This window comes from Pararhodobacter sp. (assembly GCF_034676075.1).
In the GTDB taxonomy this organism is placed as follows: Bacteria; Pseudomonadota; Alphaproteobacteria; order Rhodobacterales; family Rhodobacteraceae; genus Pararhodobacter.
On sequence record NZ_JAUCCQ010000052.1, the window covers coordinates 1 to 23,659 of the forward strand.

Genomic DNA, 23,659 nt, shown 5'->3' on the forward strand with positions numbered 1-23,659 from the left:
GCCTCGGAATCGCCGAGGATGTAGTCGAGCTCGGCGGCGGTGTAGCTGGTCGGCACCGGCACGATGGCCGCGCCCAGCTTCGACAGCCCGGCCCAGATCACCGGATAGGCGATGCTGTTGGCCATCATCGTCGCCACCTTGTCGCCCGGCCCCACCGACAGCGCCTCGAGCCCGTTGGCCACGCTGTTCGAGAGCCGGTCATAGGCCTGATAGGTGATGCGCTCGTCATCTTCGAAGCAATCGATGACGATGGTGTCAGGAAAGCGGCGGGCGCAATCGTGGATGAAGGCGCCGATATTCGCGAAGGGCGGCGCGATGCTGGCGCCCGAGACGGTCTTCAGCACGGGATCTGTCGGCAGGTCAGTCACTTGTGTCACATCCTCGGATTTCAACGGCGGCGGCCCAGATAGAGGCCGCTCAGCACGACAACGGTCAGGAACAGCAGGAACATGGTCGAGACCGCGGCCAACAGCGGCGTGAAGCCGACAGTCGCCGATTCCCACATCAGCTTGGGCAGGGTCGAGGCGAGCCCGCCCGAGGTGAAGAGCGCGATGTTCAGCTCATCAAGCGAGACCACGAAGGCGAAGATCGCCGACGAGATCAGCCCGGTCGAGATCAGCGGCAGCGTGATATGGCGGCGCACCCTCCAGGGCGAGGCGCCCAGCGAGGCCGCGGCATCGTCGAGCCGCCAGTTGTAGGATTTCAGCACCGCGACCAGCGAGATGAAGAAATAGGGCAGCGCCACCACGGTATGCCCCAGCACCAGGCCGATCTCGGTCCCGACAAGGCCGATCCGGGCGTAGAGGTAGAAGAGCCCCACGGCGATGACGATCTTGGGCAGCACCATGGGCGAAACGATCAGCACCATCAGCGCCGCCGCCTTGCGCCCCGACAGGCGCAGCATGGCGAAGGCCGCGGGCACGCCGATCAGGAAGCACAGGAGCGAGGTGCCGAAGGCCACCAGGAACGAGCGCGTGGTGCCCTGCAGCCAGATCGGCATGTCGAAGAACTGGGCGTACCATTGCAGGGTGAAGCCGCTGGGCGGCCAGGACACGAAGGCGCTTTCGGTGACCGAGACCGGCAGCAGGAACAGCACCGGCACATTGAGGACCAGCAGCACGAAGACCGAAAACCCGGCCACCGCCCGTGCCCCAGCCCTGCCCTTGCCACCCCGGAAGGGCATGAGACGGCCGAGAGCGGCGAGCCCGTCGCCAAGGGCGTCGAAGACCCGCGTCGCCAGCCGCGCGCCGAAGCCCCCGCGCCTGCGCTGCCCGCCCCCCTGCTGCACCAGGCTCGAAATGCCGACCAGCCGGTCATAGAGCACGAAGACGGCGATGGTGATGACAAAGAGGATCACGCACATCGATGCGGCGAAGGACCAGTTCCCCAGATCCAGCACCTGCTGGATGATGGGCTGGGCGATCATGGTCTCGTAGCGCGAGCCCAGCAGCGCCGGTGTGATGAAGAAGCCGATCGAGGTGACGAACACCAGGAGCGCCGCGGCGGTCACCCCGGGCATCGACAGCGGCAGGTAGATGCGGAAGAACGCCTGCGAGGGCCGCGCGCCCAGCGTCTCGGCCGCGGGGGGCAGGAAGCGGTCGATCCGCTCGAAGACGCCGATCATGGTCAGCACCGCGAAGGGCGTCATGACGCTGGTCATGCCGACCAGCACGGCGCCGCGGGAAAACAGCAGGTTCATCGGGCTGTCGACCAGGCCGATGGCCATGGCCGCATCATTGAGCGGTCCGTTGCGCCCCAGGATCAGCACCAGCGCGAAGGTCCGTACCAGGAAGCTGGACCAGAAAGGCAGCAGGATGAAAAGCGCCCACCACGACTTGCTGCGTCTGGGGGCCCGGGCCAGCACATAGGCGACCGGATAGGCCACCAGAACCGTGGCCAGCGTCACCCAGGCCGAGATGATCAGCGTCTCGGCCAGCACCCGTCCATAGGCCGACGCGGTGAAGAACCGCTCGAAATTCGCGTACCAGGGCTGACCCTCGGGCGTGTCGAAGGCACGCAGCAGGAACGAGACCGTCGGATAGACGAAGAACGGCAGCAGCAAGAGGACAACGGGCGCAGCCAGCGCCAGGTTGCGCAGCGCCAGACGGCGGGCTCTGGAGGCGCGGGGTTTCGGGGCGGGTTGCGCCAGGTCGCTCATGACGCCACCGCCTCGGGACCCAGCACCACCACGTCGCTCGCATCGACCGCAAGCGCGATGCGTGACCCGGCCTCGGCCACGGCCTGCCGCTGGCCCAGAAGCGTGACCCGCAGTTTCGTGCCACCGGCGAGCGAGGCGCGAAGCCGGTGCACGCCGCCCAGATCCAGCATCGCGGTGACCTCGGCCGGGATCGTCCCCGCCTCGCCCGCCCCTGCCAGTCGCAACCGTTCCGGCCGGATCATCGCCAGCACCTCGTCGCCCTCGGACAGGCCCGGAGCCGGGGCGGCGTTGATCGCGACGCCCTCGCCCGTCAGCCGCAGCACAAGACCCTCGGCCGAGGTGCTGACCACCTGCGCGGGCAACAAATTCGATTCCCCCAGAAAATCCGCGGCAAAGCGCGATTTCGGAGCATTGTAGAGCCGGGACGGCGGATCGACCTGCACCACCTGCGCCTTGTCCATCAGGCAGATGCGATCGGACAGCATCATCGCCTCGTCCTGGTCATGCGTGACATAGACGATGGTCGTGCCAAGCTGACGGTGCATGCGCCGGATCTCTTCCTTCAGATCGTCGCGCAGCCGCTTGTCCAGCGCGCCCAGCGGCTCGTCCATCAGTACCAGCGCCGGACGGAAGACGATGGCCCGCGCCAGCGCCACGCGCTGTTGCTGGCCGCCCGACAATTCGTCGGTGTAGCGACCCGCCAGCTCGTCCAGCTGGGCGATGGCCAGCGCATCCTTGACCGCGGCGGCGGTCTCGTCGGCCGGGCGCCTGCGCATCTTCAGTGGGAAGGCCACGTTCTCGGCCACCGTCATATGCGGAAACAGCGCGTAATTCTGAAACACCACACCGATGTTGCGCTCGCTGCTGGGACGGTCGGTCACATCGACGCCATCAATCAGGATCCGCCCGCCGCTGGGCTCGGTCAGGCCCGCGATCATCATCAGAAGGGTGGTCTTGCCCGAGCCCGAGGGGCCGAGAAGGGTGAGAAACTCACCCTTCTCGACGACCAGATCGGTCGATCCGAGCGCCAGAGTCCTGCCGTAGCTCTTGGTGATGCCACGGATCTCCAGCTTCGTTGTCTGCTCTTTGGTCACGATGCTTGTACCCTTGCCCGTCAGTCGAGAAGCCAGGCGTTCATCCGGTCGACGGCCTCGGCACGCGCCGCGGCCCAATAGCGGTAATCGACGGCGACATAATTGGTCGAATTGTCGGGATGGGTCGGCAGTTTCGGCGCGACGTCCTCGCTGACGAAGGCCAGCGCATCGGGGTTGGTGAAGCCGTAGCCGGTGGCGTTGCTGTAGGCGCCCTGCTGCTGCGCCTCGAGGCAGAAGGCGATGAACTGGCGGCAGAGATCGGCCTTCGGCGTGCCCTTCAGCACGATGAAACCGCTGCCACCCCAGAGCGATCCATTGAAGTTGATGGCGATGGGCAGACCACCGTCGATCAGGGGCTGCGCGCGGCCGTTCCAGGTGTTGAGGAAATCCACCTCGCCGTTCTGCAGCAACTGCGCCGATTGCGCCCCGTTCGCCCACCAGACGTCGATATGGTCCTTGATCCGGTCGAGACTGGCAAAGGCCCGGTCCAGGTCGCAGGGATAGACATCCTGCGGCGCCACCCCGTCGGCGATCAGCGCGAATTCGATCGTGTCGAGCGGGAAGCCCCGCAGCGCCCGGCGGCCCGGGAAGGCCTCGACATTCCAGAAATCCGCCCAGGAGCCGGGGCGCGAAGCCGCCTCGGTGTTCAGCGCCATGCACGAGGCCACGACCGCCGAGGCCGCGAAATGCTCGGTCTTGAACTGATCGGGCACCTTGGCCCAGACCGGCTCCGCGCTCAGGTCCAGCGTTTCCAGATAATCGCCGTCGGTGATCAGCTGAAAGGCGGCCGCGTCGCTCATGCCGCTGGCCATGTCCCAGGTATAGGTCTGCGTCTCGACCATCTGCTTGATCATGCCGACGGGCTCGGTCTGGCTGACGACCCCCACCACCTCGATCCCCGTCGCCTCGTAGAACGGGCGGGCATAGATGTCCTGAAACGTGGTGCCCACACCGGCGTCGCGGCAGACCAGGCGGTTCTCCTGCGCATAGGAAGGCCGCACATAAGGCGTCATCAGCAGCGCAGTGCCGGCCGCCATGCCGCCGCGCAGAGCGGCGCGCCTGGTGAATCGGGGATAGGTCGTCATCTCAAACTCCTGTTGTGCGGGTCGTTGCGTGGTTTATTTTGGGAATGCTTACCCGCTATTGACAGTTAGTCAATTATGTTTTTGCTTGGGGAGAGCACGATTTTGCAATCCCGGTCGGCACCCCAAGTCCGGAGAGCGGCAGGCAGCATGAAGGTGTGGTGACATGGCAGGTCAGCAGGACAAGATGGTAATGGCGACCACGGAAGCGGCAGAAAGCCCCGGCGCGACGGGCGAGGATTTCTCCTCATGGCTTCTGGAACAGGCCGGGTCGCAGGTGCTGCCGAAGCGCGAAAGGACGCGCTTCCAGCTGCTCGCCTCCCTCTCGGCGTTGCTGAAGGAACGGGGTGTGACGGGGGTGGCGATCGGAGACATCGCCGCGGCATCCGGCGTATCCAGGCCAACTTTCTATACATACTTCAATGATTTAAGCGATATCCTCGTGCAATTGCTGCGCGAATTCTCGGGCATGAAATGGCGCGAGTCCCGGCATCCGCGCCGCTCCGAAACGGTTCTGGCGGTGATCCGCGATGCCAACCTGCGCTATTGCCGCATGCACGAGACCAACGCCCATCTCTATGCCGCGCTCGAAAGCGTCGCGCCCAACCTGCCGGAATTCGCAGCCATGCGGCACGAGATGAACACCCGCCTCGCCCGGCAGGTCGTCAAGCGGCTGGCGGCAACCGGGCTGGTGGAGCTGTCGCGGGCCAGCCAGGAGCATATGGAGGCCCTGACCCTGATGCTGATCGCCATGACCGAGGCCGCCGCCCGAGAAAGATTCACCTATGGCAGCGAGCGCCTGCGCGCGACTCTTTCCCGCACCGAGGATTTTTCCTCAGCGATTTCCGATATTTGGGAAAGAGCCCTGCTGATCGAAATGCAGATCCGGTCCCAACAAGATTATTGACATAATGTCGAAAATTTAGAAAGAGTCACGGCGAAACCTTAGACTTAGGACCCCGCGCCCCATGCCCATCCTCACCTCCTCGTCCGGCGGCGTCACGCAGATCGTGCTGGACAATGGCCCGCTCAACCTGCTGACGCCGGATCTGCACCGCGACCTCTATCAGGCGCTGCGGGCGTTCGAGGCGGACGGATCAGCGCGGGTGGCGGTGCTGCGAGGCGCCGGGGTGCGGGCCTTTTCCGCCGGGGACGACATCAAGCGCGAACGCGCCACGCTGACGCCCCCGCAGGAAGTGCGCCGCACGCTGGGCGCCCGCCAGGGCGAGTCAGTCCAGGATGATCAGCCCGGCTGGGACCGAGACGTGCTGGAATTGCGCCGCAACAAGCCGGTGATCGCAGCGATCAACGGCTGGTGCCTCGGCCAAGGCTTCATCTATGCCTGCCGGCTGGCGGATATCCGCATCGCCTCATGTCACGCACAGTTCGGCCTGCCGGAGATCTCCTATGGCATGGCAGGCGCGGCGGCGATGTCGGGCATCATGCAGATGCTGCCCCGCGCCATCGCCATGCAGATTTCCCTCACCGGCGAGCCTATTGACGCCGAGGAGGCGCGCCGCTGCTTCCTGGTGAACGAGGTCACGGAGGGCGATGACGCCGCCCCCCGCGCCCTGGCCATGGCCGAAAAGATCGCCAGCCACCCGCCCCTGGCGCTCAGCGCCGAGATGGAGACGCTGTCGCTGTCGGACCTTCACGACACCGCCCGCAACTACCGCCTGATCCGGGCCATCGACCGCTTTCAGCGGCTGTCGAGCGGGCAGGATGCGGTGCCGGACAGATTCCGGCCGGACAGCGCCGGGCAGTGACGGCGCGGGCGGCCCTCAGCCCCTGAGACCTTCGTCCCGGAACACCCGCACGACCGAGGGCCGCGCGCTCATTCGGGCGTAATAGGCCTGCAGGTTGGCGGGCAGGTCCAGCCGCGCCCGCTCGATCCCCCAGAAGAGGACATAGAGCAGCGCGGCATCGGCCACACTCAACCGCGCGCCCATGATGAACGGCGCCTCGCCCAGTTGCTGCGACAGATGGGCGAAGCCCTTGGCAACGATCTCGCCCCCCTGCGCGCGGACCCAGTCGAGGTCCGCCTCGCTGGGCGAGAATTTCTGCGGCCGCAGGATGCGCGAGAAGCCCTGCATATGGATCGTGCCGACGATGAAATCGAGGGTTTCGACACTGCGCACCTCCTCCTCCAGATCGGCGGGGGCCAGAAGATCCGCGCCGATCGTCCGCGACAGCCAGCGACAGATGGCGCCGAATTCGCTCAGGCGGCTGCCGTCGTCACGCTCCAGCAGCGGCACCTTCGCCTTGGGATTGAGGCGGGTATAGGCCTCCTTCAAGGTGTCGCCCTGCTTGATGATCACCGGCACCGCCTCGTAAGGCGCGCCGATTTCCTCGAGCAGGAAATGGATCCCCAGCGAACAGGCGCCGGGCGAGTAATAGAGCTTCATGGCGTGGTCCTTGGCGGTTCGGGCTGACCGACAGTCAACATGATCTTGCCGATATGGCGGTTTCGTTCCATCTCCTGATGCGCGGCGGCAGCGTCGCGCAGATCGAAGCACCGGGCGATGGCCGGGCGCACGGAGCGGCCCAGCAGGGGCCAGAGGTCGGCCCGCAACCGCTCGGCGATCCCGGTCTTGAGGGCCAGCGGCAAGGGCCGCAGCAGCGAGCCGGTGATGCGGATCCGCTTCTCCATCAGCGCCCGCACCGGCAGGCGAAGCTCGGCCCCGGCCCCGCCCGACAGATGGGCGATGCAGCCATCGGGGGCCATCATGGCAAGGTCCTGCGCCAGATGCGCCCCGGCCGAGACATCGACCAGCGCCGAGATCCCCCGCCCCCCGGTCGCCGCCATGACCTTGGCGGCAAGATCCGGGTCGGCATAGGAAAAAGCCGCCTTCGCCCCGAAGGCCTCGGCCGCGGCGCATTTCTCGGCCGTGCCGCAGGTGGCGAGGATCGGATAGCCCAGCGCGGAAAGGGCCTGCAGGGCCAGATGCCCGACACCGCTGGTGCCGCCGTGGATCAGGGCGAAGTGCTCGGGCCGCAGCGCCATCAGGCCGAAGTAGTTCCACCAGGTGGTGAAGGCCGCCTCCGGGACCGCCGCCGCCTCGACATCGGACAGGCCCTCGGGCGCGGGCAGCACCAGAGGTGCTTCGGCCAGCACGTATTCTGCGTAACCGCCCCCCTGCACCAGCGCCACGACCCGCGCGCCGAGGTCCAGACCCGCAACCCCGGCGCCGAGCGCCGCGATGGTGCCGCAGGCCTCCAGCCCCGGGATATCCAGGCCGTCGCTGTGGCGACCGGCCGCGCGCTGGTGGATGTCGTGGCGGTTGACGCCCGCGGCCGCGACCCGGATCAGCACCTGCCCCCTACCGGGTCCGGGCACCGGGCCGAGGTCGGGGACCAGCACCTCGGGCCCGCCAGCCGCGGTGATCCGAATGACATTCTGCCGGTCAGGAAGCGCCATGCGTCTCGCCTTTCGTCGTCGGGGAAGACACCAGCCCTACCGCGCGCCGAAGGGCCGCGTCCAAGGCCCCGGGCTCGCCCGCTGCCGCCGCGCGCCAGGCAACATGGCCATCCGGCCGGATCAGGACCGCCCCCGAGGGTGCGACGCCGTAGAGGTCCTCCCAGACACCGGGGGCGACCTCGACCTCGCGTCCGATGGTCAGGGCCTTGACCGGCGGCAGCTCTGGCCCCGCGGCGGACAGGGCGTCGCGCCAGGCTGTCCCTTCGGACCCCGTCAGCAAGGTGAAATGATCGAGCGCGAAAAGGTCGATCAGCGAGCATTCCCGGCCGCCCATCCGCACCGGCAGATGCGGCGCGCGATGGCCGGGGCGGGCCACGGGCCGGTAGGTCACGACATCGGCCTCGGGCGCGGGGGTGCCGTCCGGGGTGATCAGGGGTGACTCGTAGAAATAGCCGAAGGTCTGCCCGGCATAGTCGAAATGCGCCCGCTGTTCGGGGATCCCCTCGGCCAGACGCGCCCGGTTGGCGGCACCCGAGGGCCCCTCCAGATTGGCCAGAAGCGCGCTGTCATTTGCCAGCATCCCCGACAAGCCCTTGCGGGCCATCGCCTGGGCGTTGCGGGCACTTTGCTCGACATTGAACCGGGCGACGGGGCGACGTTCGGTCGTGTAGCTTTCCAGCAGGCTCTCGGGCGCGGCGCCGCGCAGCACCAGCGCCAGCTTCCAGGCAAGGTTCTGCACATCGGCGATCCCGGTGTTCATCCCCTGCCCGCCGGTCGGCGGCAGAGGATGCGCGGCATCGCCCGCCAGAAAGATCCGCCCCGCCCCCATGCTGTCCGCGATCCGCGCCTGCATGCGCCAGGGCATGATGTTCTTGATGTCGATCTCGACCTCGGCCGAGCCGATGGCCGCCCGCAACAGGTCCAGACAGCGCTCGAGGGTGAAATCCTCGCGGCTCTGATCGTCGCGATAGCCGAAATTATAGGTCCAGCGGCGGCGGCCATCGAGCGAAATCAACACGCCCGAGGTGGCCGCGTTATAGATCCAGAACAGCAGATAGGGCCGGTCCTTGACCATCTCCCACAGGTCGGCGTGGAAATAGATGCCGATCTGCTGACCGATGGAGCGGCCCTGCAGGGCGATGCCGACAGCCTCGCGGGCCTCGCTGCGCGGCCCGTCCGCGGCGATGACGTAGCGCGCGCGTGTCGTCCCCTCGGTCCCGTCCTCATCCTGCCAGGACAGGTCCGCCCCCTCTGCATCCTGCCGCAGGCCCGTCACCCGGCAGCCGAAATGCAGCGCAACCGTGGGGTAGCGCGCGGCATGCTCGCGCAGGACCGGCTCGAACCGGTCCTGCGGGCAGGAGCGTTTCAGCGCCGGGCTCTGGCTTTCCTCGACGCGACGCCATTCGGCGTTGACCCGTGTCTCGATGACGCCGATCTCGTGCCCGCAGAGGCTGGTGTAAAAGCCGATCCCGGCATGGCGCTCGACCGGGAGCGAGACGGCATTCACCGCCTCCTCCAGCCCGATGCCGCGCAGGATCTCCATGGTGCGGGTGTTCACGACATGCCCGCGCGGATGGAATGAGGTCGTGGGATTGCGCTCGAACAGGCTGCAATCAATGCCGAGATGGCCCAGCAGATTGGCCGCAGCCAAGCCGACAGGACCGCCGCCGATGATCGCGACGTCCGTGAATGCCTTGGGCATAAGCTCTCCTGTCTTCCGACGTGAGGGGGTCAGGATTCGTCGATGACCGGGTTCGACAGCGTGCCGATCCCCGAGATCTCGACCTCGATCCGGTCGCCCGGTTTCATGAAGACCGGCGGATCGCGGAACAGCCCGACGCCGCTGGGCGTGCCCGTGGCGATGACGTCGCCCGGGTAGAGCTCGGTGATGGTCGAGACATAGGCGATCAGTTCCGGGATCGAGAAGGCCAGATCCCCCACCGAGGTCGCCTGCATCACCGCGCCGTTGAGGCGGGTTTCCAGCCTCGGCAGGCTCGGATCGCCCAAGTCGTCCGGCGTCACCATCCACGGCCCCATCGAGCCGCTGCGATCGAAGTTCTTGCCGCCCCAGAATTGCGTCGTGTGGCGCTGGAAATCGCGGATCGAGCCGTCGTTGAGGCAGGTGTATCCCGCCACGTGATCAAGCGCCGCCTCGGGCGCGATGCCACGCCCGGCCTTGCCGATGATCACGGTGAACTCGCCCTCGTAATCGAATTTCTCGGAGACCTTGGGCCGGACGATCGGTTGCCCGTGACCGACCAAGGATTGCGGATAACGGGTGAAGATCGACGGATGCGTCGGCTTCTCGCGTCCGGTTTCCTTGATATGGCCCATGTAGTTGAGGCCGATGCAGATGATCTTCTCGGGATTGGGGACCGGCGGCAGCAGCGTCACCGCATCAAGGGGAACGCTGGCCCCCGCTGGATGCGCCAGCTCGCCGGTCGCATCGGCACTCAGCAGTGCCCGCAGATCGGCGAAACGCGCCCGCAGGGCCACGCCCGCGTCGAGGATCCGGTCGCCGTCGACGCGGCCATAGGAAGGGGTGCCGTCGGGCAGCAGGTAAGAGGCAAGTCGCACAGGCGTCATCCTTGGTAGGGAACGGAAAAAGTCGGGTCGGGCCGTTATTCGGCGCGCACCACGGCATCGAGCCAGGCGCAGTTCGGCTGCGGATCGGGGGCGCGGAAGCCGTCGCGCGCGGTCTTGTGGCGCATCTCGCGCATTTTCAGGCGCACTGGGTTGTCCTCGGGCAGGTGCAGCCGCTCGTGCCCCCAGGTTGAGGGCCCTTCGGTCGTCTCGAAAGGCTCCCAGCTCGCCGGATCGACGATCTGCGCGCCCCAGCCGTATTCGACGAAGAAATTCGACGGCGCGTTGGAATAGAAGCTCATCATGTGGTCGTTCGAATGCCGCCCCAGCGAATAGGCGATGCCCTCGTCCCGCTGCTGGGCGATGTCGTAGCCCTGCCCGACATCGTCGAGCGACAGCAGCTCGACCATGAAATGATGCACGCCCTTGCGGCCGGATCCGACCATGGCAAAGCTGTGGTGGCGCCCGTTCACGTGGAAGAAATAGAGGGGATAGGGCGTCAGCCCGTAATCGGTGACGCGAAAACCCAGAAGGTCGCGGTAAAAATGCAGGAGGCCCTCGACCCTGGCCACATGCAGGACGACATGGCCCATGCCCAGCGAACCGGTCTTGAAGCCCGAGATCGGCCGCCCCGACAGGAACGGATCGCTGGCGATCTCGGGCCCGCAGAAGGCCTCGAGCCGGTTGCCGTCGGGATCGTGGAACGAGATCAGCCGCGCCACATGCCGCTGATCGGACAGCCCTGCCCCGTGCAGCGTCACCCGGACGCCCGCATTCTCAAGCCGCGCGGCAAGGGCATCGAGATCGGCGGGCGTGTCGACCTCCCAGCCCATGAAGGCCAGGTCCTCGTCGCCCTCGCCGGTGACGATCAGCCGCTGCTTGCGGTCGTCCATCCGGTAGAGGCCCATGCCGCCGCCCTGGTCGACTTTCTGCATGCCCAGAAGCCCGGTGGCGAAGCCCTCCCATTCGGCCTGCCGGGTCGAATTGATGCCGATATAGCCAAGCGACGTGATGGACATGCGACCTCTCCCTGGGGTTCCCGTCCCGCCCCTGCCGTCAGTGACGAGGGGGCGGGCTAAGGGGCGGCGGAACCCGGCGACACACCGGACCGGGCAGCCCCGTCGAGACGAGTCTTTGGCACGCCTCGCCCCGGGCTGCGTCCGAAACTTCCAACTTGTTCGCCTGATGGACGTTTTCATAATTTCCAGGCGGGTGGGAAAGGGTCCAATCACCCGTCAAATGCCTTATATTTCAAATATATAAAGTGAAATCATACCGGAAAACCTCCTCCCTGCCCTCCAATTTCGACAGCTTACTGTTCAAATAATCTTTGCGCCAACGCGATCCCGGCCCCTACTATGCGCTGGGACATCGGAGGATGCCCCTGCCAGGGAGGGCACGCCATTTCTTCGCTTTCAACGATCAGATCGCTTCAGCGCGGGATCGAGATCCTGCAGGCGGTGAACCGGTTCAACGGGGTCAAGCCGACGGAAATCGCCGACGTGACGGGAATCCCGCGCCCCTCCGTCTATCGCCTGCTGGAAACGCTGGCCGAGATGGGGCTGGTGACGCGCGACCATTTCTCGAACAAATGGCGCCCGACGCTGCACGTGAAATCCCTCAGTTCCGGCTTCCGGGACGAGGATTGGGTCTGCGACATCGCCCTGCCCCACATGATCGAACTGGGGCAGCGGGTGCTCTGGCCGCTCGATCTGGTCACGCTGCGCAACTACCACATGGAAGTGCGGGAATCGACGCATCAGATCAGCCCCTATTCGGTCAATCATGGCATGGTGGGCAAGCAGCTGCCGGTTCTGGGAACCTCGGCCGGGCGGGCGCTGCTCGCCTTCTCGCCCGAGGCCGAGCGCGAGGCGCTGATCAAGGTCCTGACCGAGGTCACCGGCCAACAGCCGCCGCATGTCATGGCCGATGGCAGCCTGGAGATGATCCTCAAGCGGGTGCGCGAGCTGGGCGTCGGCTTCCGCATCGCCGATTTCACGCCCGAGACCGGCAGCATCTCGGCGCCGATCTGGTACGAGGACCGGGTCTTTGCCTGCATCACGCTGATCTGGTCCACCACCTCGCTGAAATTCGCCCGTGCGGTCGAACTCTACCGCAAGGACCTGCTGGAAACCGCCGCGCGGATCTCGCGCGATCTGGTCGGCAACGTCAGCAAGGGCGAGATCGCCCGCCTGCGCACGGCGGTCTGAGGCCCCTCTCCCTCCCGGCCTCTGTCCGGCGCGCGGACGCTCGGCAGGTTTCGGTAAGGGCCGCGCGCCGCAGGCCCTAGGACTCGTCATCGGACGAATTCGCCATTCACCGAGGGAGGAGAGGCGCTTTGGACGCTTTGGACAGGTTTGTGCGCCGCGCGACGCTGTGGCTGGCGCTGCTGGGCTTCGCGGGGCTTTTGCTGCTGGCGGTGATGACCAGCCTCGATGCGCTGCTGCGCAGTGCCTTCTCGGCGCCGCTGCATGGCGTGAACGACGTCAGCGCCGTGGTGATGGCGGTGGTCATCGCCAGCTGCATCCCCGCCAATCTGGCACAACGCCGCAACATCGCGGTCGAGGTCCTGGGGGGCGTCGCCGGGCCGCGCACCCACCGGATCCTGACGCTTTTCGCCGGGCTGGTTGTGCTGGCCTTCTTCGGGGTCATGGCGTGGAAGTTCATTCCCTATGCCGAGGGCATGTACCTCAGCGGGCGGCGGACCTGGGTGCTGGCCTGGCCCGTCTGGCCCTGGTGGGCGGCGGCGGCGCTGTTCCTGGTCTTCGCGGCCGCGGTGCAGGCGCTCAACGTGCTGCAGGATGTCATCGCCCTGAAAGGCGCCTTCGCCGACCGTCCCTCCGCTGTCCCCCAGACCCGCCCCCTGCCGGAAGGAGACGCGTGATGGATCCCGCCAGCGTTGCCCTGATCGGCTTTGCCGCGATGTTCGCGCTGATCGCGCTTCATGTCCCGATCGGCGTCGCCATGGGCGTCGTCGGCCTCGCGGGCTTTGCCTCGATGGCGGGCTGGAACGCGGCGCTGACGCTGCTGGCGACCGAGCCTGCCTCGACCATGGCCAGCCTCGACCTTGCCGTGATCCCGCTCTTCATGCTGATGGGCAGCCTTGCTGCGGCGGGCGGGCTGGCGAAGGACATCTTCGCGACCGCCGAGGCGCTGGTCGGGCATCGCCCCGGCGGCCTTGCCGCGACCACCATCGTCGCCAGCGCGGGCTTCGGCGCCGTCTGCGGCTCGGCCGTGGCGACGACCGCCACCTTCGGCCGCGTCGCCCTGCCCGAGATGCTGGCGCGCGGCTATTCCGGCGGCAGCTCGGCCGGGGTGGTGGCCGCGGGCGGAACGCTGGGGATCATCGTGCCCCCCTCCAGCATCATGGTGCTCTACGCGGTCCTGACCGAACAATCGGTGCTGACCATGTTCTCGGCAGCGATGATCCCGGCGCTGCTGTCGGTGGTGCTCTACCTCTCCGCCATCTGGATCGTCGCCCGGCGCAACCCGGCGCTGATGCCCGGCACCGACAAGCTGCCGCTGCGCGACCGGATCCGCGCCATCGGCCGGTCCTGGGGCGCGATCCTTCTGGCGATCATCGTGCTGGGCGGGATCTATTCGGGCATCTTCACCGTCAACGAGGCGGCGGCGATCGGCGTGGTCTTCGCCTTCCTCTTCGCGCTGGGCCGCGGCAAGCTGAACCGCCAGACCTTTGTCGAGGTCCTGTCGGACGCCAGCGTCGCCACGGTGATGATCTATGTCATCGTCTTCGGCGCGATGATCTTTTCCTATTTCGTCAGCCTCAGCGGCGTCAGCGAGGAGATCATCGGCGGCATCGACGCCCTGGGCCTGCCGCCCGCCGGGGTGATCTTCCTGCTGATCCTGGTCTATCTGTTCCTCGGCGCCTTCTTCGACGAGGTGGCGGCGGTGGTGGTCACCCTACCCTTCGTGCTGCCGATCATCCTGTCGATGGGCTATGATCCGATCTGGTGGGGTATCCTGAACGTGGCGCTCATCGGCGTCGGCATGCTTACGCCCCCCATCGGCATCAATGTCATGCTGTTGAACGCGATGCGCTCGGATATCTCGCTCTCTGCGATCTATCGCGGGATCTTCGCCTTCTTCCTGGCCGATTGCCTGCGGATCCTGATCCTTGCGGTCTTTCCGCAGGTCACGCTGTGGTTGCCGAGCATCCTCTAGGCCCCGGCGCCACGGGCAGACGCGAAACGCCGGCCCCGGGGCCGGCGTTTCCGTCGCTGTCACAGCCCCAGCAGGGCGCGGGCCTCGGTCGGTGTGGCGGGCGGATAGCCCAGATCCTCCATCATCCGCCGCGCCTTGCGCACCATCGCCGCGTTCGAGGGCGACAGCCTCTCGGCGTCGATCTTGACCGCATCCTCCAGCCCGATCCGCGCATGGCCCCCGGCCAGCAGCGATTGCGCGAGCATCGGAAAGGCCGCGCGCCCGGTCCCGAAGGCAGTCCACATTGCCCCGGGCGGAAGCAGACCGCGCGCATAGAGCACCGTCTCGGGCCCCGGCTGAAAGCCGAAGGGCACCCCCATCACCACCGAACAGAGCGGCGCCTCGGGTAAGGCGCCTTCCTTCTGCAGCGCCTTCAGCAGGGCAATATCGCCCGAATCGAACAACTCGATCTCGGGCCGGACCCCGGCCTCCAGGATCATCTTGCCCATCCGCCGCACCGATTCCGGCGCGTTGATCACCACCTCTCCGCCGAAAACCATGGTGTTGAGGTCGAGCGTGGCGATATCGGGCCGGATCGCCTGGATATGGCGCACCCGCGCCTCGGCCGGAAGCAGGTTGGTCCGCGGCCCCGGGCGCGCGGGATCGTCGTCGCTGGGGTGATAGCGTCCGCCATTGCCCGTCGTCAGGTTGAGGATCAGGTCGTCGCGTACCTCCCTGATCCGCGCCACCACCTCGGCGTAAAGCGCGGTCTCCATCGAGGGCTGCTGCGTCACCGGATCGCGCACATGGATATGCACGATCGAGGCGCCCTCCTCCGCCGCGGCCAGGCAATCGGCGGCGATCTCGGCCGGGGTGATCGGCAAGGCCGGGTTCTGCGCCCGCGTGGTGAAATTGCCCAGCACGGCGCAGGTCAACAATCGTTTGCTCATCATGGGTCCTCCCTCTCCCCGGGCAGAGTTTCACCGCAACCCGCGGCCAACAAGGCAGGCCCCGGCAGCGTCCGGCCCGCGAACGCGCCGGGGAACGCCCCAAGGAATGCCGCCTGTCCACGGGCCGGACGACGGCCAGACGGCGCTTTCACCCGGGACGGAAACGGGACAGCATCGAAATTGACAGTGCGCTGCCAAATTCCCCGCCACCCCTGCCCCCCTCAAGGAGGAAAGCCGTGACCGCCGGACCCCATCTGCCGAACGACCTCCAGGCACAGCGCGCGGCCTTCCACGCCGAGCTGGAGCGCCTGAGCATCATGCCGCTCTGGCTCAATCTCGGCGCCGCGGTGCAAAGCGAACCCCGGGTCGAGGGCGTCCCGCATATCTGGCGCTGGCGCGACATCAAGCCGATGATGCTGCGCGGCGGCGACCTGATCACCCCGCAAGAGGCCGAGCGCCGCGTCCTCATGCTGATCAACCCCGCCTTCGACCGCAAGAGCGCACGCACGATCGGCATGATCTTTGGCGGCATCCAGTTCCTGATGCCCGGGGAGATCGCCGACAGCCACCGCCATTCGCCCAGCGCGCATCGCTTCATCATCGAGGGCGACGGCGCCTATACCGCCGTCGACGGCGAGCGGACCCTGATGCGCAAGGGCGATTACGTCACCACGCCCGCCTGGGCATGGCACGACCACGGCAATGACTCGGCTCAGCCGATGGCCTGGCTCGACGGGCTGGACCTGCCCTTCGTCAACCTGCTGGATGCCAATTTCTTCGAGGATTACGCACAGGGCGACCACCAGCGCCAGCCCATCCTGCGCGAGAGCGAGGACAGCCTGCACCGCTGGGGCCGGGGCCTGCGCCCCGCCTGGCAGGCGCCCGCCCGTTCCGACCTGTCGCCGGTCCTGAACTACCGCTGGACCACCAGCCGCGACGCGCTCCACGCGCTGCGCCACGACGCGGGCAGCCCCTTCGACGGGATCATCCTTGAATACGTCAACCCGCTGACCGGCGGCCCGACCCTGCCGACGCTCTCGGCCTATCTGCAGCTTCTGCGCCGGGACGAGCACACACAGGCGCATCGCCACACCGCCTCGACGATCTATCACGTGGCCGAGGGCGGCGGCGGCTCGCGGATCGGCGGGCGCGACATCCTCTGGGAGGAGGGCGACACCTTCGTCATTCCCTCCTGGGTCGAGCATGAGCATTGGAGCACGGGCGGCGAGGCGGTGCTCTTTTCCTACAGCGACCGCCCGATCCTGCGCGCCTTCGGGCTGCTGCGCGAAGCGGCGTCGGGCAGGAAGGACTGAGGCATGGCGCATTCCCTCACCGACGGAACCGAGACCAGCGTCATCATCGTCGGCGGCGGGCCGGTCGGGCTGTCCCTGGCCAATGAACTTGGCTACCGGGGCGTCGACTACATCCTGCTCGAACAGGGCGACGGCGCGGTCACCTTCCCGGCGGGCGAGAATTTCTTCTCGCGCACCATGGAACACCTGCGCCGCTGGGGCATCGCCCGGGAACTGCGCCAGGGCGACGCCTTCCCGCCCGACGCGCCCCGCGACATCGGCTTCTGCACACGGCTGGACGGCAAGCCCCTGGCGCTTTTCCCCGGCGTCTCGAACGCCGATGCCCCGAAACAGGATCCACATTCCCCCGAAGGCGGCTTCTTCTTTCCCAAGAAGGCTTTCGACCCGGCGCTGCGCCGCGCGGCAGAAGCGCGCGGTGGGCGGCTGATGTATCGCACGCGGCTGGTGTCCTTCCACGAGGATCAGGCCGCGGGCCGGGTCGAATGCCTCACCGAGGCCGCCGACGGCGCGCGCCGGGTGCTGCGCTGCCGCTGGCTTGCCGCCTGCGACGGCGGCCGCAGCGGGGTGCGCAAGGCGCTGGGGCTGTCCTATGTCGGCACCTTCGGCGAAGGATACAATTTCGCCGTCTACTTCCGCTGCCCGGGCCTCGGCGCCCGGTTGCAGTGGCTGTTCGGGCGCCCCATGGCGCAGGTCCACACGCTGGGTGACGCGGCGCGGGGCTACCTCACCTCGGTCGATGGGCGCGACGAATGGCGGCTGTCGATCTATGCCCTGACCGTCGAGGACAAGATCCCTGATCAGGTCGTCCGCTCGGTGATCGGCGAGGCCCTGCCCTTCGACGTGCTGCAGGCGCAACCCTGGTCCGGGCATCGCGTGGTGGCCGAGCGTTACCGCGAGGGCCGCGTGTTCCTGCTCGGCGACGCGGCGCATCTGCGCTGGCCCAAGGGCGGTTTCGGCGCCAATACCGGCATCGGCGACGCGGTCGATCTGGGCTGGAAGATCGCCGCGGTGCAGGAGGGCTGGGCGCCCGAGGCGCTGCTCGACAGCTACGAGGCCGAACGCCGCCCCATCGCCATCCGCAATACCAACGAAGCCGCCAACAACCGGGTGCTGGACCACATGATCGCCCCGGATCCGAAGCTCGACGCCGACGGAGCCGAGGGCGAGGCGGCCCGCGCCGAGGTGCACGACCGGCTCTTCGCGCTGCGGCTGCGCGAATTCGTGACCCCGGGCATCCAGCTGGGCTATCGCTATGCTGGCTCGCCCCTGATCGTACCCGATGGCAGCCTCGATGGGCCCGACGACCACATGGTCTATCTGCCGACCACGCGCCCGGGCGCCCGCGCTCCGCATGTGGATCTGGGCGAGGAACGCTCGATCCTCGATGAATACGGTCGCGGCTTCACCCTGGTGGTCTGCGATCCGGTGGCGCAGACCGGGGCGTTCATCACCGCGGGCCGGTCGCTGGGCATCCCCGTGCGCGAGATCCGCTTCGACGGCGGGCCGGTGCCCGCAGCCTATGAACGACCGCTGGTCCTGGTCCGCCCCGACGGCCATGTCTGCTGGCGGGGAGAGGCGCCTCCTGCCGAGCCACTGCGGGTCTGGCGCGCGGTGACGGGGCACAGACCGCCCCCGTGATCCCGCCGCCCGGACTCACTCGTCGGACGGCGCGGCCTGTTCCTCGCGCCGCGTGGCCGCATCGTCGAGCAGCCGCAGGAGCCGCATCAGCTCGGCCCGTTCCGGTCCCGACAGCGGCGCCAGCAGCAGATCCGCCACCTCGCCCACCCGCGGCCCGGCGCTGTCCAGCAAGGCCGAGCCCTTGCCGGTGATCCGGACCTGCTTGGTGCGCTTGTCGAGGCTGCCTTCGGTGCGGATGATCAGCTCCTTCGCCTCCAGCCGGCCGATGACATGGCCGATGGTCGTGCGGTCGAACCGGATCGCAGCGGCAAGGCGCGTGGCGTCGATACCGGGATTGTCGCGGATCGTCAGCAGCGCGGCGAATTGCACCGGGGTGATCGGCTCCGGCGCGTTCAGGATGCCAAAAGCCGCGGTCGACAGCTGGTGCATGCGGCGGAAAAGATATCCGGGCTGAACGTAAATATCTTTTGCTCTCAATGCTCTGCCCCTGACGGCACCGAAAGGCCGGCGCCCGGCCGGCCGGATGGGTGGTTGCCCCGCAGTCTAGAGCGCGCCGCGGACCCGTGCAATCGCCGGGTCCGCGGCGCGCCTGGCTGGCCTGCACCGGGCCAGCCCTGACGCACTGTCAGTTCGCGGCCTCGGCCACCGCGGCGCGGAAGCTGTCATAGAGCGCCTGCCCGTTCGGGGTCTCGGCGATCCAGCCGTCGATGACGGTCTGGAACCGCTCGTCCCACCGCGCCTGTTCGGCCTCGGACAGGGTGGTGAAATTGCGCCCCGGCTCCTGTTCGGCGGCGCTGCGGAAGGCCTCGATCCGCGCGTCGAAGGTCTCGCCCCAGAGCCGCGCGAAAGCCTCGCCCGAGTGCCGGTCGATGGCGGCCTGCGCGGCGGCGGGCAGCGCGTCATAGGTCGCGCGGTTGATCGCCACCATGATGGCCGAGGCCCCCATGTTCACGTTGAGATGGTTCTGCGCCGTCTGCGAAATGCCGAAGATGGTCAGCGCCACCCATTCGTTGATCGTCCCGTCCAGCAGCCCGCGCGACAGGGCCTCGGCGATCTGCGGGGCAGTCAGGCCGCCCACCGGCGTGGCGCCGATCGCCTCGATCGAGGCCAGCAGCGTCGGCCCCGCGCCCCGCAGGTTGAGGTTCGCGACGTCCTCGAGCGAGGCCACCGGCCCACGGGTGGTCAGCAGTGTCGGCGCGGTCGAGAACATGCCGAGGATCTTGACGCTCTCCATCCCCTGCCCGGTCCAGAGCCCCTCTTCGACCATGCGCGTCGCGGCAACCGAGCCGATGGTGGCGCTGGGCACCATGTTGGGCAGTTCGACAATCGTCGCCTCGGTCATCGCCCCGGGGGTATAGCCGGGGATGAAATAGGCCAGGTCGACGATGCCGTTGCGGACCATGTCCAGATGGGCCGAGGCATCGCGGCCCAGGGTGCCCGCCGGGAACAGCCGGATGGTCAGCGTGCCCTCGGAATCCGCCGTCACCCTTTCGGCCCAGACCGACAGGATATCCGCATAGATGAAGGAATTCGCCGGCACGCTGGTGGTGAAGCGCAACTCCTGCTGGGCCTGCGCGCAGGTCGCCGCGCCCGTTCCCAGCACGAGCGCCGTGGCAAGGCTCAGCAACGTCTTTCCGAATGCATGGGTCATGGTCGTCCTTGTCCTCCCTGACAGTCTTGTACCCCGGGGGCGGCGGACCGGCGGCCGCCTGTCGGGTCAGGAACAGGGTATGAGGGGCGGGCAGCGTCTCAACCAGCATCTGGATCTTGTCCATCAGCCGATAATCACCGGCCGCCCCCCAGCGTCAGGAGATCGCGACCAGGACCAGGCAGGCCAGCAGGTTTGCCACGAGGAAATAGGGCGCGTTCAGCAGCCCGTAGAGGATCGGCCGCGGAAACAGCGGGTTGATGGCGATGGGGAAGGTCATGGGCACCAGAAAGCCCAGCCCCACCGCCAGGCCAAGCACCGCCCCCTCGCCCAGCCGCCGCCGGATCCTGGTGCTGCCTGCGCGCGGATTTCCGCATGTTCAGGGCCGACCGGATCCGGGACGCCACCCCCACGGGCCAGAGCTTCCGGCCCCGGCGCGTGACCTTGCTGCGGGACTACCGGACGCAGATGGCCGAAGAAGACCGGACCGCCCCGGGGCGACGAGGCCCAGGGGGGCCCCCCAGATTTCAGCCGCGCCCCTCCCGCGCGATCCCTTCCCCGGCCAGCACCGGACGGAGGTCGTCATAGCGCAGCAGCTCGTCCAGATGCCGGACGCCGCGCGCAGCCAGCTGCGGCAGCCTGAGCGCCACCTCGGCCGCGACCAATGCCGTCACCTCGGCCTCCTGCCGACCCTCCAGCGTCAGGCGCAGGGCGGGCGCCGAGCCGTCAGCGGTAAACGCCTCGACCACCAGCGCCGTCCGGTCGCTGCCGACCCGCAGGTAGGGCATGCTCGCCGCCAGCGCCTTGCGCAGCCCCGGGCGCCCCGCCATCCAGGCCAGCAGCCGCAGCGACCAGGACGCAATCAGGGGCGAGGCCAGCGCCAGCCGCGTTTCGACCCGGCGATATCCCCGGCGCATCAGGCTGTGCTGATCGGCGAAATCGAAGGGGATCGTCGGCTGCGCCCGCCGGTCCCGCCCGAAGCGCAGCGGCTGGATATCCCCGCGCCCCAGCGGCGCCAGGCTGCCCAGCGTCCAGTCGATCGCCGCCGGACCATGGCTGTCGCCCAGCCCCAGCAGCACGCCGATGCGGAACCGCGTCGCCTCGGGGCAGCGCTCGCGCGCTTCCCGGACCAGCAGGTTGGTGAGCCCCGGCGCCAGCCCGACCGACAGCACCGCCAGCCCGCCCTTTTCCTGTGCCAGACCATCCAGCGCCTCGATCCGCCGCAGCACCTGATCGGTGGCGGAAATGTCGAGATAGACGAGCCCGCGCGACAGCACCGCCCCCGCGAAATCGGCGCTCTCGGTGTCGAGGCAGCAGATCACCACCTCGGCCCCGGCCAGCGGCCCCTCCCAGCTTTCGGGGCGCGACAGATCGAGCGTCCCCCCCTGGCAGCCAAGCCGCGCCGCCGCCGCCGCGGCCTTGCCCGCATCCCTCCCGGCAATCGTCACCGACTTGCCCGCGGCGATCAGACGCCGGGCAATCTTCTGGCCGACATGGCCATAGCCGCCGATGATGAGTATCCTGTTCATGTCGCATTCCTTGCGCTACCGGACCCGCACCAGGTCCCCCGCGCGCTGAAATCACAGCGACTCAGGACTAACCAAATGGGAAGCCCGATGCCCGAGACGACAATCTGCCGCCCCGACGAATGCCTGGCCGAGGATTGGCTGGGCTTTCTGGGCCACCGCTGGAACGCCCTCGTGCTCTGGCACCTGTCGGGCGGGCCGAAGCGCTATTCGGAACTGCAGGCGCTGCTGCCGCGCATTTCGCCCAAGGTGCTGACCGAGCGTCTGGCCGGCATGACCCGCCGCGATCTGGTGCGGCGCGAGGAAACCAACGTCTACCCGCGCGAGGTCACCTACGCCCTCACCCCCCGCGGCGAGGGCCTGCGCGGGATCCTCTCCGACCTCTACGACTGGGCCGCCGCCGAGGACTTCGCCGACGCCGGGGACTGACGCGGAACCCTGGCCCCCTTGCCCTTCAATGAGATAACGCCGGAGCCTCAGCCCCGGCGTTCTGTCTTCCGACCTGTCAGGACGGTCTTTCAGCGCATGTAGGACCCACCTAAAAAACACCATTGGGGTCACTCGATATACCCGCAAGTCATTGAAATAAATCACTGTAAGAAATCCCCTTCGCACCGGCGGCGGCCAGTTTGTCCTTTTGGCACAGGATTAATGTCCATCGATTTTCCAAGAAAAATGCCGCCTTTCGGCGGCATCCAATTCAAAGTCGTCGGCGTCCGGATCAAACCTTGGGCAGGTCTGCCTTCTCATAGATAGCAGCACCGAACTCCCTTGGGTCCCAGATCGGCTTGACCCCGCGTTCACGAAGCAACTTCTCGATGGCGAGCGGTCTTGCACCCATGACCAGAGGCAGCCTCTTCTTGGTCACGTATTTCTGCCGGAAGTTCTCGAGCGCCGCGGGCGAAACCCATACGTCCTCGCCGTAAGGCTCGGATGCAATCAGCGGTGCCGCTTCGGGATGGCAGAACACGCGACGGCCTCGGGAGGGATCGAACCCGAGAATAATGAGCGCCAACTCCCCGCTCATCCCGGGACGGGGAAGCGCAAGCTTCGACTTGATCTCCTGAGGATCCACGAGAACGGCCGCCAGGCCAGCGGCACCGGCCAAACGGCATGCACGCAGCAAGCGCCCCTGCAGCAACATCGATAGAATGACGGACATCTTCACCCTCCCCTTCTCTGCAGCCTTGGCGAGCGTCACCATGGTCGTCGCCTTCTCCGCGACTTCGGGAAGGCGCACCTGCATCCGCTCCAGGAAAGCCGCCATTTCCAGCCCATCGACTGCCTTGCTCATTTTGCTGGAAGCCGCCTCGACCCCCGTAAGCCGCGTGAGCGCCCCGATCTCAAGAAGGGCTGCGACCATAGGGCGTGATGCTCCCAGAAACTCCGGCAAGCGGCTGACCGGCACAGCATGCTTCAGCATCCGAATAGACGGGCGCGCGTCGTCGTAGCGCAGGAAGATATGACCGCACGGGGCCTCCCGGTCAGAGGCGGAAATGGCCCCTTGGTCGGCGAGCAGGTTCCGGAGCGTCATCGGATGTACGAGTTCTCCGGCCGCAATCTTGGCAACACTGCTGACACGGGGGGGCCTCAACAGGGCTGCCCAAGAGGATCTGCCCTTTCGTCAGGGGCACCGTGTCGAGGATGTGCTCCCGCAGAAGAGGGCAGATGGCCCCGGGATCCTTGGTCAGCCGCGATGCGGACATCCAAGCATAGAGCATGCCATAAGCAGTCTTGGGATGCATGGAGCCGGGATTGGTCTCGGAACGCTCCAACAGATCCATAAAGGTGGTACCGATCGCCGCCTCCCCCTCGCTCATCACCGGCCACCCCGCGCGGCCGGCTTCATCCCACATGCTCTCGGTCATGTTGGAGGCCTTCTGCCCAGCTCCGAACGCGATGACCGCACCCAGCATCTCGGTGGCACGGACGCCCTGCTCGATCCCCTGGCCATCAAGCCATGCGGGGCCGGAAGCGCCCGCCAGCCTCGCGACGACATAGTCCTGCAGCGGCGAAGGCCGCAGCGAGGCGTTAGTTTGACCTGCCACGGGATTATTCCTCCACCGTCGATTAGAGGCCGGCCCAACT

At 67.4% G+C, this 23,659-nt stretch carries 24 protein-coding genes and 1 pseudogene; 9 read left to right on the top strand and 16 right to left on the bottom strand.

Going from position 1 to position 23,659, the window contains the following annotated elements; all coding sequences use genetic code 11:
- The 4 genes from VDQ18_RS14030 to VDQ18_RS14045 all read right to left on the bottom strand — a co-directional run.
- On the bottom strand, positions 1 to 368 hold a 368-nt coding region (locus VDQ18_RS14030; RefSeq protein ID WP_323021547.1), incomplete at its 3' end, for a class I adenylate-forming enzyme family protein.
- A gap of 20 nt (positions 369 to 388) precedes the next feature.
- Positions 389 to 2,158, bottom strand: coding sequence for an ABC transporter permease subunit (locus VDQ18_RS14035; RefSeq protein ID WP_323021548.1), 1,770 nt, complete (start codon positions 2,156 to 2,158; stop codon positions 389 to 391).
- Complete coding sequence (locus VDQ18_RS14040; protein ID WP_323021549.1) at positions 2,155 to 3,252, bottom strand: ABC transporter ATP-binding protein; 1,098 nt, start codon at positions 3,250 to 3,252, stop codon at positions 2,155 to 2,157. Before VDQ18_RS14040 ends, VDQ18_RS14035 begins: the two co-directional genes overlap by 4 nt.
- A 20-nt stretch (positions 3,253 to 3,272) precedes the next feature.
- Positions 3,273 to 4,337, bottom strand: a complete 1,065-nt coding sequence (locus tag VDQ18_RS14045) for an ABC transporter substrate-binding protein (protein ID WP_323021550.1) — start codon at positions 4,335 to 4,337, stop codon at positions 3,273 to 3,275.
- 163 nt (positions 4,338 to 4,500) lie between these two features.
- On the opposite strand from VDQ18_RS14045, the gene VDQ18_RS14050 reads away from it, so the two are divergent.
- On the top strand, positions 4,501 to 5,241 hold the full coding sequence (locus tag VDQ18_RS14050) for a TetR/AcrR family transcriptional regulator (protein ID WP_323021551.1): 741 nt from the start codon (positions 4,501 to 4,503) through the stop codon (positions 5,239 to 5,241).
- A 61-nt stretch (positions 5,242 to 5,302) separates the two neighbouring features.
- The gene (locus tag VDQ18_RS14055) at positions 5,303 to 6,100 is read left to right on the top strand and encodes an enoyl-CoA hydratase/isomerase family protein (RefSeq protein WP_323021552.1); all 798 of its coding nucleotides are present in this window, start codon (positions 5,303 to 5,305) and stop codon (positions 6,098 to 6,100) included.
- Between the two features lie 15 nt (positions 6,101 to 6,115).
- On the opposite strand, the gene VDQ18_RS14060 is transcribed toward VDQ18_RS14055, so the two are convergent.
- From VDQ18_RS14060 to VDQ18_RS14080, 5 genes are read right to left on the bottom strand one after another with little or no spacing between them, the layout of a single operon-like run.
- On the bottom strand, positions 6,116 to 6,739 hold the full coding sequence (locus VDQ18_RS14060; protein WP_323021553.1) for a glutathione S-transferase family protein: 624 nt from the start codon (positions 6,737 to 6,739) through the stop codon (positions 6,116 to 6,118).
- Positions 6,736 to 7,752 carry a zinc-binding dehydrogenase gene (locus VDQ18_RS14065; protein WP_323021554.1) on the bottom strand — a complete coding sequence of 339 codons (1,017 nt, stop codon included), beginning with the start codon at positions 7,750 to 7,752 and terminating at the stop codon, positions 6,736 to 6,738. Before VDQ18_RS14065 ends, VDQ18_RS14060 begins: the two co-directional genes overlap by 4 nt.
- Positions 7,739 to 9,454: an FAD-dependent monooxygenase gene (locus VDQ18_RS14070; RefSeq protein WP_323021555.1), complete on the bottom strand. Its 1,716-nt coding sequence runs from the start codon at positions 9,452 to 9,454 to the stop codon at positions 7,739 to 7,741. The genes VDQ18_RS14065 and VDQ18_RS14070 overlap by 14 nt, the downstream gene beginning before the upstream one ends.
- 29 nt (positions 9,455 to 9,483) lie before the next feature.
- Positions 9,484 to 10,338, bottom strand: a complete 855-nt coding sequence (locus tag VDQ18_RS14075; RefSeq protein WP_323021556.1) for a fumarylacetoacetate hydrolase family protein — start codon at positions 10,336 to 10,338, stop codon at positions 9,484 to 9,486.
- A gap of 35 nt (positions 10,339 to 10,373) precedes the next feature.
- On the bottom strand, positions 10,374 to 11,354 hold the full coding sequence (locus VDQ18_RS14080; RefSeq protein WP_323021557.1) for a VOC family protein: 981 nt from the start codon (positions 11,352 to 11,354) through the stop codon (positions 10,374 to 10,376).
- A gap of 339 nt (positions 11,355 to 11,693) precedes the next feature.
- Here VDQ18_RS14080 and VDQ18_RS14085 point away from each other — a divergent pair, with 339 nt between their 5' ends.
- The 3 genes from VDQ18_RS14085 (at position 11,694) to VDQ18_RS14095 (ending at position 14,517) form a co-directional block, all read left to right on the top strand.
- On the top strand, positions 11,694 to 12,545 hold the full coding sequence (locus VDQ18_RS14085) for a helix-turn-helix domain-containing protein (RefSeq protein ID WP_323021558.1): 852 nt from the start codon (positions 11,694 to 11,696) through the stop codon (positions 12,543 to 12,545).
- 128 nt (positions 12,546 to 12,673) lie between these two features.
- Positions 12,674 to 13,219: a TRAP transporter small permease gene (locus tag VDQ18_RS14090; protein ID WP_323021559.1), complete on the top strand. Its 546-nt coding sequence runs from the start codon at positions 12,674 to 12,676 to the stop codon at positions 13,217 to 13,219.
- Positions 13,219 to 14,517: a TRAP transporter large permease gene (locus VDQ18_RS14095; protein ID WP_323021560.1), complete on the top strand. Its 1,299-nt coding sequence runs from the start codon at positions 13,219 to 13,221 to the stop codon at positions 14,515 to 14,517. The genes VDQ18_RS14090 and VDQ18_RS14095 overlap by 1 nt, the downstream gene beginning before the upstream one ends.
- 59 nt (positions 14,518 to 14,576) lie before the next feature.
- Here VDQ18_RS14095 and VDQ18_RS14100 read toward each other — a convergent pair whose 3' ends face one another.
- Entirely contained in the window at positions 14,577 to 15,449 is an 873-nt protein-coding gene (locus tag VDQ18_RS14100) for a 3-keto-5-aminohexanoate cleavage protein (RefSeq protein WP_323021561.1), read from the bottom strand.
- Positions 15,450 to 15,682: 233 nt separating this feature from the next.
- Between VDQ18_RS14100 and VDQ18_RS14105 the strand changes: the two genes are divergently transcribed.
- Both VDQ18_RS14105 and VDQ18_RS14110 read left to right on the top strand, forming a co-directional pair.
- Positions 15,683 to 16,759, top strand: a complete 1,077-nt coding sequence (locus VDQ18_RS14105; protein ID WP_323021562.1) for a cupin domain-containing protein — start codon at positions 15,683 to 15,685, stop codon at positions 16,757 to 16,759.
- A gap of 3 nt (positions 16,760 to 16,762) precedes the next feature.
- Positions 16,763 to 18,397, top strand: a complete 1,635-nt coding sequence (locus tag VDQ18_RS14110) for an FAD-dependent monooxygenase (RefSeq protein ID WP_323021563.1) — start codon at positions 16,763 to 16,765, stop codon at positions 18,395 to 18,397.
- Between the two features lie 15 nt (positions 18,398 to 18,412).
- On the opposite strand, the gene VDQ18_RS14115 is transcribed toward VDQ18_RS14110, so the two are convergent.
- The 3 genes from VDQ18_RS14115 to VDQ18_RS14125 all read right to left on the bottom strand — a co-directional run bounded on the left by VDQ18_RS14115 (position 18,413) and on the right by VDQ18_RS14125 (position 20,364).
- Positions 18,413 to 18,826 carry a MarR family transcriptional regulator gene (locus tag VDQ18_RS14115; RefSeq protein WP_323021564.1) on the bottom strand — a complete coding sequence of 138 codons (414 nt, stop codon included), beginning with the start codon at positions 18,824 to 18,826 and terminating at the stop codon, positions 18,413 to 18,415.
- A gap of 196 nt (positions 18,827 to 19,022) precedes the next feature.
- Complete coding sequence (locus VDQ18_RS14120) at positions 19,023 to 20,048, bottom strand: TRAP transporter substrate-binding protein (protein ID WP_323021565.1); 1,026 nt, start codon at positions 20,046 to 20,048, stop codon at positions 19,023 to 19,025.
- Between the two features lie 154 nt (positions 20,049 to 20,202).
- Complete coding sequence (locus VDQ18_RS14125) at positions 20,203 to 20,364, bottom strand: hypothetical protein (protein WP_323021566.1); 162 nt, start codon at positions 20,362 to 20,364, stop codon at positions 20,203 to 20,205.
- Positions 20,365 to 20,402: 38 nt separating this feature from the next.
- Here VDQ18_RS14125 and VDQ18_RS14130 point away from each other — a divergent pair, with 38 nt between their 5' ends.
- Positions 20,403 to 20,633, top strand: coding sequence for a hypothetical protein (locus tag VDQ18_RS14130; RefSeq protein WP_323021570.1), 231 nt, complete (start codon positions 20,403 to 20,405; stop codon positions 20,631 to 20,633).
- Here the strand turns inward: VDQ18_RS14130 and VDQ18_RS14135 are convergent.
- Positions 20,573 to 21,574, bottom strand: a complete 1,002-nt coding sequence (locus tag VDQ18_RS14135) for a saccharopine dehydrogenase NADP-binding domain-containing protein (protein ID WP_323021567.1) — start codon at positions 21,572 to 21,574, stop codon at positions 20,573 to 20,575. The genes VDQ18_RS14130 and VDQ18_RS14135 overlap by 61 nt on opposite strands.
- A gap of 87 nt (positions 21,575 to 21,661) precedes the next feature.
- On the opposite strand from VDQ18_RS14135, the gene VDQ18_RS14140 reads away from it, so the two are divergent.
- Complete coding sequence (locus VDQ18_RS14140) at positions 21,662 to 22,000, top strand: helix-turn-helix domain-containing protein (protein WP_323021568.1); 339 nt, start codon at positions 21,662 to 21,664, stop codon at positions 21,998 to 22,000.
- A gap of 292 nt (positions 22,001 to 22,292) precedes the next feature.
- Here the strand turns inward: VDQ18_RS14140 and VDQ18_RS14145 are convergent, their stop codons facing one another.
- Complete coding sequence (locus VDQ18_RS14145; protein WP_323021569.1) at positions 22,293 to 23,105, bottom strand: hypothetical protein; 813 nt, start codon at positions 23,103 to 23,105, stop codon at positions 22,293 to 22,295.
- Positions 23,056 to 23,659, bottom strand: a pseudogene (locus VDQ18_RS14150) (hypothetical protein); the annotation flags it as partial. The pseudogene VDQ18_RS14150 and the gene VDQ18_RS14145, both read right to left, overlap by 50 nt.